This is a genomic window from Pseudomonas sp. MF6747, from assembly GCF_963890955.1.
Lineage (GTDB): Bacteria > Pseudomonadota > Gammaproteobacteria > Pseudomonadales > Pseudomonadaceae > Aquipseudomonas.
Map to the genome: position 1 here is coordinate 234,362 of NZ_CAWPSZ010000045.1, position 14,635 is coordinate 248,996.

Below are 14,635 nucleotides of genomic sequence, written 5' to 3' on the forward strand. Positions count from 1 at the left end.
TCAGAATTGGTAGCCGACACCGGCGTAGTAGCCCCAGCCATCCGAGCGGGCGCGGAAGTTGCCTTCGCCAAAATTAAGCTCGCTGCCGTCCTCCCAGTTGCCGCCGTTGTGAAAGTAACGGCCGACCAGGGTGAAACGCAGGTGGGTGAACGAGTACAGCAGCACGTTGGTGGCCACCACCGAATTGGCGGTACGTGCCGGGTTGTCCTTGTGCAGGTCCGAGCCGAAGTCGTAGTTGGTGAAGCCGATGTAGGTCAGCGACGCGCCGTTGTCGAACTTGCTGATGGGCACGATGTACTTCATTTGCGCACGGTAGCCATCCCACTGGTATTCATTGCTCGCGCCATAGTTTTCCCACTGGTAACGCCCATAGAAGTTGGCCGACAGGTTGACCCGCGAGTGCGTGTCGATGTCGGTGCCCAGGCCGCTGTACAGGGTGTTGGCGCGGTTCGACTTGTTGCTGCCGTGGTCGTAGATCCAGTCAAACGCCACGTACCATTCCTTGAACGGCCCGATGGCCAGGCTGCGACCGGCCAGGTAGTCGATGGAGATGCGCGGCTCGTGCTCCATGAACACCGGCGAGCCATGGTCCCATGCGCCTTTGTCATTACTGTTACCGATACCGAGAATTTTCGGCACGTCGATATAGCCATACAACTCGAACGGGCCCTTGCGACCGAAGTACTCGTATTCCAGGTACACGTCATCCTGCGGTTTGGGGCCGAAGCTGATGTCTTTGCTGCCGATCAGTGTCAGGTCCTGGTTGAACCATTCCGACAGGTACGCGCCTTTTTTCGTCGGGCTGGCTTCAGGGGCCAGGGTTTCGCCCTGTGCTGAGTCATCGGCGGGTTTTTCCTGCGCCAAAATGGGTGCGCTGAGTACTCCCGTAACGGCGGCCAGTAGCAAGGAAACACCAAAGGAAGCAGGACGCCTTGAGGTGGAGTGCATGGAAAATCCCTATTCGTACGCGGTTTGACCCGATTCCTCGGGCAAAGGAGAACTTGCCTACCAAGTTCGTTCCGCAAACGTTTGCACAGGCTGTACCAACTTTGCTCAATGGCTTGAATAAAATGGAGAAAAGCAGAATTAGTCGACGCTTTGATCAAAAATGACTGGGTGTCATTTTCTCGATCCGGTTGAACAAATGCATCGCCGTCTCCCGTCGATACTCGCTCGGCGTCTGGTTCATCTCGATCCGAAAATGCCGGTTGAAGTTGGACAGGTTGGCGTAGCCCACTTCAAAACAGATATCCGCCACCGACATGTCGCTTTGCAGCAACAGCCGGCAGGCGCGCTGTACGCGAAACTTGCGCATCAGGTCGATAAAACCGTGGCCGGTGTTGCGTTTGAAAAACCGCGAGAAGCCCGGCTCGCTCATGTCCAGCTGTTGCGCGATGACGGACAAGCGCAAGTCGCCGGTCAGTTCCCTCATCAGGTAATCGAAGGCTTTGTTGATGCGCTCGGCGCTGCGTGCGTCCAGGGTGGGGGCGTAGCAGGGGCTGGCCAGCGCCTGCACGTTGGGCACCGGGGCGTTTTTCAGGGTGTCGAGCAGTTGCAGGAACAGGATCAGCCGTTGCAGGCCTTGGGCGCTGCCGATGTCTTCGAGCAAGCGCGCGGCGTGCACGGCGGTGTCGCCGCTGAATTGCAGGCCGCGCCGGGCGTGTTCGAACAGCGGTTGCAGGTCGCCGAGTTCCGGCAGGGTTTTGCGCAGGGCGAGGAGGGCGGCGCCGTCGAATTGCAGCACCACGTCGCGCCCGGTCAGGTATTCACCGGGGGCCAGGTCGCCGATCCAGTCGTGGGGCAAGTCCGGACCGATCAGCGCGACATGCCCGGCACTGAACGCGCCGATATAGTCGCCGGCCACCAACTTGCCGCTGCCCTGGCGGATCAGGTGAATTTCGAACTCGGGGTGGTGGTTCCAGCGCGCCAGGTCATAGGGGTAGTCGTGTTCGAACCAGCGAAAGCAGTGGTCCGGCTCGGGCAGGATGACTTCGAGTTCGGCGGGGCGGTGCTCGAACAGTTTGGCGCGGCTGATGGGCATGGTGATGCCTCTTTTACGGCTGGAATTCCAGCAAAATACCCGCGTTGGCAGCGGCTGCGCTACCCCCGGTTTCGCTCGGCACTGATACTTTTTTGATCTGCGCGCCTGGGTTAAAAAAGTATCAGTGGCGCATTCGCCATTCGTTTGTGAGGGCTTGGCCAAGCTGCTGTAATCGGCGCTCGACAACAAAAACAACAGGTGGATACCGCCATGTCAAAGCTCCCGCAAGCGCTTTTCCTGCTGTCCGGCCTGGCCTTGGCCCTGCCCAGCTATGCCGCCGACACCGTCACCATCGCCACCGTCAACAACAGCGACATGATCCGCATGCAACGGCTGTCCAAGGTCTTTGAGGCCCAGCACCCGGACATCAAGCTCAACTGGGTGGTACTGGAAGAAAACGTGCTGCGCCAGCGCCTCACCACCGATATCGCCACCCAGGGCGGCCAGTTCGACGTGCTGACCATCGGCACCTACGAGACGCCGTTATGGGGCGCCAAGCACTGGCTGGAACCCCTGACCCAACTGCCGGCCGACTACGACGCCGAGGATATTTTCCCATCGGTGCGCCAGGGCCTGTCGGTCGATAACACCCTGTACGCCTTGCCGTTCTATGGCGAAAGTACGGTCACCTACTACCGCACCGACCTGTTCAAGCAAGCCGGGCTGAGCATGCCCGCGCATCCCACCTGGACCCAGCTGGGTGAGTTCGCCGCCAAACTCACGGCCAAAGACAAAGACCAATACGGCATGTGCCTGCGCGGCAAGGCCGGCTGGGGCGAGAACATCGCGCTGCTGAGCACCATGGCCAACGCCTTTGGCGCACGCTGGTTCGACGAACAGTGGAAGCCGGAACTGACCAGCCCCGAGTGGACCGCCGCCGCCAACTATTACGTCAACACCCTGAAGAACTACGGCCCGCCTGGTGTTTCCAGCAATGGCTTCAATGAAACCCTGGCGCTGTTCAACAGCGGCAAGTGCGCGATCTGGGTCGACGCCAGCGTCGCCGGCTCCTTTACCACCGACAAGAGCCAGAGCAAGGTCGCCGACGACGTAGGTTTTGCTGCGGCCCCCACCGAAGTCACCGACAAAGGCTCTTCCTGGCTCTACGCCTGGTCCCTGGCGATTCCGGCGACCTCCAAGCACAAAGACGCCGCCAAGGCGTTCATCACCTGGGCAACGTCCAAGGATTACATCCAACTGGTCGCTGATAAGGAAGGCATCACCAACGTACCGCCGGGCACCCGCCAGTCCACCTACAGCGAGGCTTACCTGAAGGCCGCGCCGTTTGCCCAGGTGACCCTGGAAATGATGAAGCACGCCGACCCCGCGCACCCCTCGGCCAAGCCGGTGCCGTACGTGGGCATTCAGTACGTGACCATTCCGGAATTCCAGGCCATCGGCACCTCGGTCGGCAAGCTGTTTTCGGCGGCGCTGACCGGCGGCATGACGGTTGACCAGGCGCTGCTCGAAGCTCAGTCCACCACCGAGCGCGAGATGAAACGCGCCGGCTACCCGAAATAATTTCTACAGGACAGCCCCATGAAACGACTCGAAGGTAAGAGCGCGCTGATCACCGGATCGGCGCGCGGCATCGGTCGCGCCTTTGCCCAGGCGTATATCGCCGAAGGCGCTACGGTAGCCATCGCCGACATCAACCTGCAACGCGCCCTGGCCACCGCCGCAGAGCTGGGCCCACAGGCGTATGCCGTCGCGATGGACGTCACCGACCAGGCCTCCATCGACGCCGCGATTGCCGCCGTGGTGGCCCATGCCGGCAAGCTCGACATCCTGATCAACAACGCCGCGCTGTTTGACCTGGCGCCCATCGTCGACATTACCCGCGACAGCTATGAGCGCCTGTTCTCGATCAACGTCGCCGGCACGCTGTTCACCCTGCAGGCCGCCGCCCGACAGATGATCAGCCAGGGCCACGGCGGCAAGATCATCAACATGGCCAGCCAGGCCGGGCGGCGGGGCGAGCCGTTGGTGGCGATCTATTGTGCGACCAAGGCGGCGGTGATCAGCCTCACGCAATCGGCGGGGCTGAACCTGATCAAGCAGGGCATCAACGTCAACGCCATTGCCCCAGGCGTGGTGGACGGCGAGCACTGGGATGGCGTGGACGCGTTGTTTGCCCAGCATGAAGGGTTGGCGCCGGGCGAGAAGAAGAAGCGGGTAGGGGCCGAAGTGCCGTTCGGGCGCATGGGCACGGCAGAGGATTTGACCGGGATGGCTATCTTCCTGGCTTCCAAAGAGGCCGACTATGTAGTCGCCCAAACCTATAACGTCGATGGCGGCAACTGGATGAACTAGCGCCTTGCACCAATCAAAAATGTGGGAGCGGGCTTGCTCGCGAATGCGGTGGGTCAGCTAATCCATCCGGTGACTGACACACTGCTTTCGCGAGCAAGCCCGCTCCCACATTTGATCTTCATTGTTGGTGATATCGAGTCAGTCAGCAAAACTGCGATCAAAAAAATACACTTCCCCAGGCTTCAGGTTCTCCACCGTCGCCTGGGGCCTGCCGCCTTCGCCATTCTTCTTGCGCCCCGTCTCACGCAAATACCCCGCCTCAGTCAGCTTCAACAAACGCTGGCGAATACTGGTCTTCAACACCGGCCGCGCCAGCACCAGCGAGAAGATCGTGGTCGCTTGCGGCGCGCTGAACTCGTTGCCCAAAAACATCAACGGCAAGTTGCTGTACAGCGACTTGGACAACAGCCGCTCCTGCACGGCGGCGACGATCAGGTTGTGGTCGAACGGCAGCTTGATACTGCCGTCGGCCACTGCATTCAGCGAAAACCAGGCCTGATGCTCACCCAACGCCACGTCATCGGCCACGATCGCCAGGTAGTAGGTGGACGACGACCAGCAGCGCGGGTCGCGAAACGCATCGCCCACCGTGCCGACTTGCTCGCTCCAGGCCAGATCAAAGCCGACCTTATCACTGGCCCGCAAGCGCTCCACGGCGTCCTTGAGGCTCAGATCTTGCACGCCGCCGTTGACCACCACGCCCGGTAACGCCCAATGCCCGGCAAACGGCTCGGCTTCGCGCTTGTTCAGCAGCAGCTTCAATTCCCCGGAGGCGCGGCAGTAGAACAACACGCACAGGTCGACGGTGTGGAGGTAGGCGCTAAGTGGCATGTGACATCCTTCTGAACAGCGGTGGGGCACAGTCTAACGGATCGAACAGCGATGTCATGTACTTGCTCCAGGATAGATAACTAAATGTTTCTTGCAATGAAAGTACATGACGTGTACTTTTGTTTCCAGGCCACCGGAGAATCACCATGACCCTCTTGAGAACTGCCATTGCTTCATTCGACGTCGACGCCCAGAAGAGCTTCACGCCGCTGTGCCCCGACGAATTGCCGGTGGTGGGCGGTGACCAGATCGGTGCCGAACTCAACTACATGGCCAGCCTCGCCGGCCACCGTGTCGGTAGCAAAGACGCGCACACCCCGCACGCCCCATGGGTGGTCACCCAGCACAGTGAGATGCTGCAACCCACCGGGCTGGCCCACGCCGATGTCACCTGGGTCAGCCACTGTGTGCCGGGCACCGAGGGTTTTACGCTGCTGGACGAATTGCCCACGCCGTATGACTACGACTACTTCATCTGGAAAGGCGTCGAGCCCGATCTGCACCCCTACGGTGCCTGCTACCACGACCTGCACGACAAGCTGTCGACCGGCGTCATCGAATATTTGAACGCCCAAGGCGTGCGCCGCGTGATCGTCGGTGGCCTGGCCCTGGATTACTGCGTCAAGACCACCGCGTTGCAACTGCTCAAGGCTGGCCTGGAGGTGGTCGTGCATTTGCCGGCCTGCCGAGGTATCAGCGAGGAGGGCGGCGTACAGGCGGTGAATGAGTTGCTCAAGGCCGGTGCTGTCATCAGCAGCACCCGCGAAGAACTGGCCGCGATGGCCACGCGCTAAGGAGAAACACCATGGAAAGTGCCTACGACTACGATTCCCCGGTAATCCAGGGCTTGCTCGACACCGACTACTACACCTTCACCATGATGCAGGCCGTGCTGCACCAGCACCCGAATGTCGACGTGGAATACAACTTCATCGTCCGCGCCAAGGAAAAGCTCGGTCACCTGATTCCGCAATTGCGCGACGAGCTGGAGAAACTCGCCGGCCTGCAGATGCGCGAAGGCGAACTGCGTTTTCTGTTCAACCCACGCTTTCGCGAATACCTGACCCCCGATTACGAGCGCTTCCTGGGCCTGTTCCGCTTCAACCTGCGCTACATCCACGTCAGCGAGGTCGATGGCCAACTGAACATCCGCGTGGTCGGGCCGATGCTGCACTGCATCATGTTCGAGCAGCCGGTGCTGGCGTTGGTCAGCGAATTGCGCAACCGCGACAAATACCCCGACGTGAGCCTGGAAGACGTCACCCGCAAGCTCTACCAGAAGTTCGACTGGCTGGAAAAAAACCTCAGCCGTGAGGAGCTGGCCGACCTGCGCGTCTCGGACTTTTCCACACGTCGGCGCCTGTCGTTCAAGGCCCAGCGCGAAGTGGTGGACATCATGCGCCGCGACTTCCCCGGGCAGTTCATCGGCACCAGCAACGCCCACCTGGCCTACGAATTCGACCTGCCGCTGATCGGCACCATGGCCCACCAATGGCTGATGGTGCACCAGCAACTGGGGCGCCTGCGCGAGAGCCAGAACGCCGCATTGGAAAACTGGGTGCGCGAATACCGCGGTCGCCTCGGCATCGCCTTGACCGACTGCATCAGCACCGATTTTTTCCTCAAGGATTTCGACCTGTACTTCGCCAAGCTCTACGACGGCCTGCGCCAGGACTCCGGTGATCCCATCGTCTGGGCCGACAAAGTCCTGGCGCGCTATAAGCAGCTGGGCATCGACCCGATGACCAAGGACCTGATGTTCTCCGACGGCCTGAATTTCGAAAAATGCCTGCCGATCCTGCGACACATCCGTGGCAAGGCCAGGTTCGGTTTCGGCATGGGCACCAGCTTGGCCTGCGATGTCGAGGGTGTGGAGCCGTTGAGCATCGTGATGAAACTGGTGCGTGTGCACGGTGAGCCGGTGGTGAAGTTTTCCGATGACCCGATCAAGAACGTCTGTGAAGACGCCTCGTTTTTACAGTACGCGGCGAAGGTGTTTTCTGTGGGAGGGGGCTTGCTCCCGAAGGCGGTGGCTCAGCCTTGAAGGTGTTGACTGACACGCCGTCTTCGCGGGCAAGCCCGCTCCCACAGGTCAATCCACGTCATATAGAGAGGTGTGATATGCAAACTCAGGCACGTATCGCCCAAGAACTGAACATTAACCGCGCGCTCGTCAAGGGCGGCGAGCCGCAGGAGATTCAGCGGCGCATCGCTTTCATCAAAAGCACCTTGCGTAGCTCCGGTTGCAAGGCGCTGGTGCTGGGCATCAGCGGCGGTGTCGATTCCCTGACGGCGGGGCGCCTGTGTCAGTTGGCCGTGGAGCAACTGCGTGCCGAAGACTACGCCGCGCGTTTTATCGCCATGCGCCTGCCGTACAAAACCCAGGCCGATGAAAGCGACGCCCAGGCCTCTTTGGGTTTCATCAAGCCGGATCACATCGACACCTTGAATATCGCCGCCAGCGTTGACGGTCTGATGGCCAGCCTCACCGCGACCGAAGCCAGCGCCGCGCATGTCGACTTCGTCAAAGGCAACGTCAAGGCGCGCACGCGGATGATCGCGCAGTACGCCGTGGCCAACCTGCACAACGGTTTGGTGGTCGGCACCGACCATGGCGCCGAAGCGTTGATGGGCTTCTTCACCAAATTCGGCGACGGCGCCTGCGACCTGGCACCGCTGTCGGGCCTGACCAAAACCCAGGTTCGGCTGTTGGCTACGGCCCTCGGCGCTCCCGCGAACCTGGTGCACAAACACCCGACCGCCGACCTCGAAGAATTGGCGCCGGGCAAGCTGGATGAGCATGCCTATGGCTGCTCTTATGCAGAGATCGACGCGTACCTGATGGGCGAGCCAGTGAGTGAGCGGGTGCGGGCGATTGTTGAGGGCGCTTACAGCAAGACAGCGCACAAGCGAGCACTGCCGATTGCCCCGTGATCGTTCCCACGCGTGGGAACGATCATCAGCGCTCGATCGAGCGACTCCACCGCGCGTTCCACTCCGGCCGCGCCTGATTCACCTGGTCCCAATCAATCGAAATCGCCGTCTGCAAGTAGCCCTGCATGGCCTCCACCCGCGCGCGGGTTTTATCGGTGGTCGGCGTGGTCGGGTTCGACGGGATCTGGTCACCTTCCTCCAACGCCGGCGCCTGGGCTTGCGCGGTCAGCAGGAAAGCTGCGAGTTTCTGCGCCAATTCCGGCTGGTCGTTACGCGCGATCACGCACTCGGCCACATTGAGCACCACGGCGCCTTCCTTGGGTTGCGCATATTCCATCGGGATGCCCAGCAGTTTCTGTGTGGTCACCTGGGTCGGCGTCAGAGGGAAAATCGCCGCCTCGTCGGTTTGCACCATCTCGGAAATCTTCGCCGAGCTGGCGATGTATTCCAGCACGTTGGGGCCGATGGTTTTCGGCCAGGCCTTGAAGCCCGGTTCTACGTCTGTTTCGGAGCCGCCCTGGATACGGTTGAACATCAGGAAACCGTGCAGGCCGAAGGTGGAGGAGGCCAGGGACTGGAACACCACCTTGTCTTTGAAGCGTGGGTCGGCCAGGTCCATCCACGAGGTGGGTGCGGCCCAGCCTTTTTCCTTGAACATCTTGGCGTTGTAGCCAAGGCCGGTGACGCCCAGGGTTACCGCCACGGCTTCGTCCTTGATTTTGGCCTTGGCCGGTATCTGGTCCAGGGGCGCGCTCGGTGCAAGTTTGTCGCACAGGCCCATGGAGATGGCGCGGTACATGATGCCGTCGTCGAGGAACATCACGTGCATTTGCGGGTTGTCTTTGTTGGCCTGGACCTTGGCGAGGATGTCCGACGAGGTGCCGGGCACGATCACCACCTTGACGTTATTGGCTTTCTCGAACGCGGGCAGCACCTTGTCGGCGTACACCCGCTCCATGGTGCCGCCGTTCATGCCCAGGTACAGCGTGGGCGCGGCATGCGCGGTGGAGGCGAGCAACGTGAGGGACAAGCAGGACAGCGCGATACGTGTGTGCATGGGTGTTTTTCCTCTCAGGCTTGGAAACGACGGATGGAAAACGCTTCGATGGGTTGCCGGCTGGCCCCGCTGCAGACGATCTCTGCCAGGGCTTCACCGACCGCAGGGCCGAGCTGGAACCCGGCGCCGGCAAAGCCGAAACCGTGAAGCAGGCCAGGCTGGGTGCCGCTGGGGCCGATCACCGGTTCGTGATCGGGTAAGTAACCTTCGGTGCCGCTCCAGGTACGTATCGCCTGGGCACCTTTGAGAAACGGGTACAACTCGCCGGCGTTGCGCAAAATCTCCAGCACCGCCGCCTGCCCCGGACGCGCCGTCAGCGGGCCAAGGGCAAAGCCCCGGCCGCCGCCAAGAATGCAATTGCCACGGGCGACCTGGCGCGCATAAATGCCGCCGCCTTCGACGCCGGTACTCACGTCCATCACCACCGGCAACGGCTCGGTCACCAGCATCGCCGGGTGCGCCGAGGTGATCGGCACCGGTTCGCCAAATTGCGCGGCGACGGTCCCGGCCCAGGCGCCGGCGCAGTTGAGCAGCCACGGCGCTTGCAGGTGCAGGCCGTTGGCGCAGTGCACCTGGAACCGCTGGCCGTCATGTTCGATGCGCATCACTTCGGCCTGCTCGTATACCTCAGCACCCTGGCGCTGCGCGGCGCGGGCAAAGGCGGGCGACACCAGGCGCGGGTTGGCGTGCCCGTCTTCAGGGCACAATGAAGCGCCGACCGCGATATCGCCGACCCAAGGGAATCGCGCGCGCAGCTGCGCGTGATCCAACAACTGCAAGCCCAGCCCAAAGCCTCGGGTTTGCTCGGCATAGGTGTGCAGCGCGGCAAAATCGGCATGGCTGCGCGCCAACTTCAAATGCCCGGAGCGCACGTACTCGCCGTCGATGCCGATCAGCCCCGGCAAGTCGGCCCACAACTGATGGGCGCGCTGCGACAGCGGCAATTGATGCAATGGCCGACCCTGACGGCGTACGCCGCCGTAGTTGACGCCGCTGGAATGCGAGCCGCAAAAGTCGCGCTCTACCAAAGCTACGCGCTGACCTTTTTGCGCCAGCATCAAGGCCGCCGAAGCGCCGACGATGCCGCCGCCCAACACGATCACGTCGATCATGGCTGCACCTCTACGCCAAACGGCAGCGGCTTGATCGGCGCCTGGCCGCGCAGGCGCCCGACGTGTTCAATCCCGCGGCCACTGCGCTCGGCGACAATCTCCGCCGCTGCCAGCCCGCACATGCGGCCCTGGCAGCGGCCCATGCCGACGCGGCAATGGGCTTTGACCCGATTGATTTCCCAGTGGCCTTCATCCACCACTGCGCGCACCTCGCCGACGCTGACTTCTTCGCAGCGGCACAGCATCAATTCATCCGGCGCCTGCGCGGCCCAGTGTTCGGGGAAGGGGAATGCGGTTTCCAGGCCGTGGCGAAAGCGCTGGATGCTCGCCAGTTGCTGTTCCAGGAAGGCGATGCGGCGATGATCAGTGGCCATACCAGCGTCTTCCAATACCGCCAACGCAGCGCGCTCACCGGCCATCTGCGCCGCGTCGGCGCCCATGATTCCGGCGCCATCGCCTGCCAGGTACACGCCGTGGACACTGCTGCGCCCGGCGCTGTCGCGTTGTGGCAGCCAGGCGCGGTTCAAGCTGTTCCAGGCAAACTCACAGCCGAGCAAATCCGCCAGCTGTGTTTCGCTGCGCAAAGCATGGGCGAAGGCCACGGCATCGCATTCCACCGTGTGCTCGCCCCAATGAATACCGTTGACCCGTTGTTCGCCGTCGATCTGCGTGAGCGTCGCGCCCTGGTGCACGGGAATGCCATGGGCCGTGAGCCAAGCGCGGTAATACACACCCTTGGCCAGCGTCGCCGGTTGCCCGAGCAATGCAGGCAAGGCGCGGCATTGCGCGCTGAAGGGTGCGCTGTCGAGCACCGCGACCACCTTGGCCCCAGCCTTGGCGTATTGATACGCCACCAGGTACAGCAACGGTCCGCTGCCGCAAAACGCCACGCGCTCACCGATGGCGCAGCCTTGATACTTCAAGGCGATTTGCGCCGCGCCCAGGCTGTAGACGCCGGGCAAGGTCCAGCCGGGCACCGGCAGGATGCGGTCGGTGGCGCCCGTGGCGACGATGAGTTGCGCGTACTCGACGCTCTCGGCACGGCCGTTGTTGAGCATATCCAGGCGCCCGTCCTCGGCGTTCCACACCAGGGTTTGCGGCCGGTAGTCGATCAAAGGTGCCAGCTCATCCATGGTGCGGTGCACGGCCTCGGCCTTGCTGGCGTCAAACCCGTAAAGCTGCTTGGCCGAGCGCTGGAAGTTGGCCGGTTGGCGCCGGTAAATCTGCCCGCCGCCGCGCAGGCTTTCATCCACCAGGCACGGCGTGACGCCGTGGTCGAGCAGGGTGCGCGCCGCGCTGATGCCGGCCGGGCCTGCGCCCACAATCACAATCGGCTTCATGCTTGGCGCCCCGGATCGCGGCTGATCGCCTGGCCTTCTTCCAATAACGTCGCACAGGCGCGCACGCGGCGCCCGTCCTGCAGCCGCACCCAACAATCCTGGCAAGCGCCCATCAGGCAGAACCCGGCCCGGCGCTCGGCGCTGAAATCGCTGCCGCGCAGGTGCTCGGCACAGGTCAGCACGGCGGTCAGCAACGTGTCGCCGAGCAAGCCCGTAGCGGGTTGCCCATCCAGGGTGAAGGCCACAGCCGGGCGCTGGGTTTCGGCCAATCGTTTGAACAGCGCCATCAATGTTTCCCCACCAGCACGCGGTCCAGGCCGTAGACCCGGTCGAGCAGAATCATGGTTGCTGCGGTCAGCGCAATCACCAGCGCCGACACCGCCGCCATCATCGGGTCGATGGACTCGGTGGCGTACACGTACATGCGCACCGGCAGGGTTTGCGTGGCCGGCGAGCTGACGAAGATCGACAGCGTCACTTCATCGAAACTGTTGATGAACGCCAACAACCAGCCGCCGGCCACACCGGGCAGAATCATCGGCAGGGTGATCTGGCGAAACAGCGTAAAGCGGCTGGCCCCCAGCGACTGCGCCGCCTGTTCGGCGCTGCGGTCAATGCCGATTGCCGCTGCCAGCACCAGGCGCAGCACGTACGGGGTGATGATCACCACGTGGGCGAGCATCAGCCAGGTGAAGCTGCCATTTACGCCCATCAGCGCAAACAAACGCAGCATCGCCACGCCCAGCACCAGGTGCGGGATGATGATTGGCGACAGGAACAATGCACTGAAAAAGTTGCGCCCCGGGAACTGATAACGGCTGATGGCCAAGGCCGCCGGTACTGCAATCAGCGTGGCCAGGGTAGCGGCGGTAAACGCCAGGATCAGGCTGTTATAGAACGCCTGGATAAAGTCGGCGCGCTCGAACACCGCGCGAAACCAGCGCAGCGAGAAGCCCGACGTCGGCAGGCTCAAGGTGTTTTCCGGGGTGAAGGCCACCAGGCACACCACCACCAGCGGCGCCATCATGAACAGCACCACCACACCATGAAAGCCGAGCGCCAAAGGACCGTTTCTGGACATGCGCTTAAACCCCCAGGGACTTTTTGTAGCGGCTTTCGACCATGCGGTTCCAGCTCAGCATGATCAGCAGGTTGACCAACAGCAGCACCACCGCGATGGTCGCGCCCATGGGCCAGTTGAGTTCCGAGAGGTACTGGTCGTACACCACCGTGGCGACCATTTTCAGGCGGCGTCCGCCGAGCAGGCCGGGGATCGCAAACGAGCTGGCCGCCAGGCCGAACACAATCAACGTGCCGGACAGCACGCCGGGCATCACCTGCGGCAACACGATCTTGCGCATCATCGTGGCCTGGCTGGCGCCGAGTGACAGCGCCGCCTGTTCTGCCGACGGGTCGAGTTTTTGCAGCGAGGTCCACACCGGAATGATCATGAACGGCAGCATCACGTGCACCAGCGCGATGATCACCGCAAACGGTGTGTACAGCAGTTTCACCGGGCGCCCGCCGAGGGCCTGGATCACTTGGTTGACCAGCCCGTCGGCGCCGAGCAACAGGCTCCAGCCAAAGGCGCGCACCACCACCGAAATCAGCAACGGCGTGAGGATCAGGATCAGGAAGATCGAGCGCCACGGCGTGCCCATGCGGCTCAGAATGTAAGCCTCGGGCACGCCGATCACGACGCACAGCAAGGTCACCAGCGCGCTGATCCAGAAGGTGCGCCAGAAGATTTCATAGAAGTACGCATCACTGAACAGCGACAGGTAATGCGCCAAGGTCCATTCATCCGCCTTCACGCCCACCTGGTAGTCGAACACGTTGAACGACAGCACCAGCGTCATCACCAGCGGCAAAATCAACAGCCCGGTGAACAGCGCCAGGGCCGGCAACGACAGCAGATAACCCCGACTCATGCGCGCACCTCATCCGCCGCCAGCACGCGCAGCAGGCCGGCGTGCCAGTCCAGGCCGACTGCCGCGCCGCAACCGAGCGGCGCGCTGCCGTCGTTGCTGCGCACCACGGTGATTTCTCCAAGCGAGGTGTGGACGCGGTACAGCCATTGGCTGCCGAAAAAGTAGCTGTCGAGGACCTTGCCTTGCACGCGCCCGCTGCCTGCGGCCACCAAGGTGATTTTTTCCGGGCGCAGGCTCAGGGTCAGCTCGCCGTCGCCGCTGGCGTGGCGCACTTGTGGGGTACCGAGTTCGTCGTAGTCGCCCGGCAGCAGGTTGGCCTTGCCGACGAAGTCCGATATGAAGCGCGTGCGTGGGTGTTCGTAGAGCTTGTAGGGTGCGTCGATCTGCGTGACGCGTCCGGCCTGCATCACCACCACGCGGTCGCTGATCGACAGCGCTTCGGCCTGGTCGTGGGTGACCATCAAGGTGGTGATGCCCACGGCGCACTGGATGCGGCGGATTTCAAACTGCATTTCCTCGCGCAGGTTGGCGTCGAGGTTGGATAACGGTTCATCGAGCAGCAGCACCGGCGGCTCGATCACCAGCGCGCGGGCCAGCGCTACACGCTGGCGCTGGCCGCCGGAGAGCTCACGCGGGTAGCGCTCGGCGTGCGGGGCCAGGCGCACCAGTTCCAGCACGGTCTTGACCTTGCTGGCGATTTCGGCGGCCGGCACTTTGCGCATCTTCAGGCCGAAGGCGACGTTGTCGCGCACGGTCATGTGCGGGAACAGCGCGTAGCTCTGGAACACCACGCCCAGGCCACGGCTGGCGGGTTTGGCGTGGGTGATGTCGCGGCCGTCGAGCAGGATCTGCCCGCCGCTCACGTCGACGAAGCCGGCGATCATTTGCAGGGTGGTGGTTTTGCCGCAGCCCGAGGGACCGAGCAGGGAAACGAACTCGCCTTTTTCGACCGCAAGGTCAGTGGCGACCACCGCGTCGACGGCGCCGTAGCGTTTGCTCAAGGCGTTGAGTTGGAGAAAAGCCATGTCTGCGTTCCACCTTTTTGAGTCGCGTCGAAACGCGCTTTTTTGTTTTGG

Annotated in this window: 15 protein-coding genes; 5 read left to right on the forward strand and 10 right to left on the reverse strand. The window is 62.5% G+C overall.

The features are described 5' to 3' along the window. Together AACW30_RS25035 and AACW30_RS25040 are read right to left on the reverse strand one after the other, a co-directional pair. Entirely contained in the window at positions 1–948 is a 948-nt protein-coding gene (locus AACW30_RS25035; protein WP_169366982.1) for a nucleoside-specific channel-forming protein Tsx, read from the reverse strand. 154 nt (positions 949–1,102) lie between these two features. Further along, positions 1,103–2,041, reverse strand: coding sequence for an AraC family transcriptional regulator (locus tag AACW30_RS25040; RefSeq protein ID WP_169366981.1), 939 nt, complete (start codon positions 2,039–2,041; stop codon positions 1,103–1,105). A 210-nt stretch (positions 2,042–2,251) separates the two neighbouring features. Between AACW30_RS25040 and AACW30_RS25045 the strand changes: the two genes are divergently transcribed. Together AACW30_RS25045 and AACW30_RS25050 are read left to right on the forward strand one after the other, a co-directional pair. Next, the gene (locus AACW30_RS25045; RefSeq protein ID WP_119736023.1) at positions 2,252–3,562 is read left to right on the forward strand and encodes an ABC transporter substrate-binding protein; all 1,311 of its coding nucleotides are present in this window, start codon (positions 2,252–2,254) and stop codon (positions 3,560–3,562) included. Positions 3,563–3,580: 18 nt separating this feature from the next. After that, positions 3,581–4,354 carry an L-iditol 2-dehydrogenase gene (locus AACW30_RS25050; protein ID WP_124417757.1) on the forward strand — a complete coding sequence of 258 codons (774 nt, stop codon included), beginning with the start codon at positions 3,581–3,583 and terminating at the stop codon, positions 4,352–4,354. A gap of 138 nt (positions 4,355–4,492) precedes the next feature. Here AACW30_RS25050 and AACW30_RS25055 read toward each other — a convergent pair whose 3' ends face one another. Then, positions 4,493–5,185: an NUDIX hydrolase gene (locus tag AACW30_RS25055; RefSeq protein ID WP_106579640.1), complete on the reverse strand. Its 693-nt coding sequence runs from the start codon at positions 5,183–5,185 to the stop codon at positions 4,493–4,495. A gap of 146 nt (positions 5,186–5,331) precedes the next feature. On the opposite strand from AACW30_RS25055, the gene AACW30_RS25060 reads away from it, so the two are divergent. The 3 genes from AACW30_RS25060 to nadE all read left to right on the forward strand — a co-directional run bounded on the left by AACW30_RS25060 (position 5,332) and on the right by nadE (position 8,119). Then, positions 5,332–5,979, forward strand: a complete 648-nt coding sequence (locus AACW30_RS25060; protein ID WP_200623717.1) for a nicotinamidase — start codon at positions 5,332–5,334, stop codon at positions 5,977–5,979. Positions 5,980–5,990: 11 nt separating this feature from the next. Continuing rightward, a complete protein-coding gene (gene pncB / locus AACW30_RS25065; protein ID WP_200623718.1) occupies positions 5,991–7,229 on the forward strand; it encodes a nicotinate phosphoribosyltransferase in 1,239 nt (412 codons plus the stop codon). A gap of 77 nt (positions 7,230–7,306) precedes the next feature. After that, positions 7,307–8,119 (forward strand): ammonia-dependent NAD(+) synthetase, encoded by an 813-nt coding sequence (gene nadE, locus AACW30_RS25070; RefSeq protein WP_200623719.1) that lies wholly within the window; start codon positions 7,307–7,309, stop codon positions 8,117–8,119. Between the two features lie 25 nt (positions 8,120–8,144). On the opposite strand, the gene AACW30_RS25075 is transcribed toward nadE, so the two are convergent. Genes AACW30_RS25075 through AACW30_RS25105 form a run of 7 tightly spaced genes read right to left on the reverse strand, consistent with a single transcriptional unit; the run spans position 8,145 to position 14,584 of the window. Further along, positions 8,145–9,176 carry an ABC transporter substrate-binding protein gene (locus AACW30_RS25075; protein WP_179608471.1) on the reverse strand — a complete coding sequence of 344 codons (1,032 nt, stop codon included), beginning with the start codon at positions 9,174–9,176 and terminating at the stop codon, positions 8,145–8,147. A gap of 14 nt (positions 9,177–9,190) precedes the next feature. Next, positions 9,191–10,288, reverse strand: a complete 1,098-nt coding sequence (locus AACW30_RS25080) for an NAD(P)/FAD-dependent oxidoreductase (protein WP_179608469.1) — start codon at positions 10,286–10,288, stop codon at positions 9,191–9,193. Next, positions 10,285–11,628, reverse strand: coding sequence for an FAD/NAD(P)-dependent oxidoreductase (locus tag AACW30_RS25085; RefSeq protein ID WP_179608466.1), 1,344 nt, complete (start codon positions 11,626–11,628; stop codon positions 10,285–10,287). Before AACW30_RS25085 ends, AACW30_RS25080 begins: the two co-directional genes overlap by 4 nt. Then, positions 11,625–11,915, reverse strand: coding sequence for a (2Fe-2S)-binding protein (locus tag AACW30_RS25090; RefSeq protein WP_106579699.1), 291 nt, complete (start codon positions 11,913–11,915; stop codon positions 11,625–11,627). The genes AACW30_RS25085 and AACW30_RS25090 overlap by 4 nt, the downstream gene beginning before the upstream one ends. After that, on the reverse strand, positions 11,915–12,709 hold the full coding sequence (locus tag AACW30_RS25095) for an ABC transporter permease (protein ID WP_124417750.1): 795 nt from the start codon (positions 12,707–12,709) through the stop codon (positions 11,915–11,917). Before AACW30_RS25095 ends, AACW30_RS25090 begins: the two co-directional genes overlap by 1 nt. A 4-nt stretch (positions 12,710–12,713) precedes the next feature. Continuing rightward, a complete protein-coding gene (locus tag AACW30_RS25100; protein WP_200623720.1) occupies positions 12,714–13,559 on the reverse strand; it encodes an ABC transporter permease in 846 nt (281 codons plus the stop codon). Further along, positions 13,556–14,584, reverse strand: coding sequence for an ABC transporter ATP-binding protein (locus AACW30_RS25105; protein WP_106579702.1), 1,029 nt, complete (start codon positions 14,582–14,584; stop codon positions 13,556–13,558). The genes AACW30_RS25100 and AACW30_RS25105 overlap by 4 nt, the downstream gene beginning before the upstream one ends. Positions 14,585–14,635 lie beyond the last annotated feature (51 nt).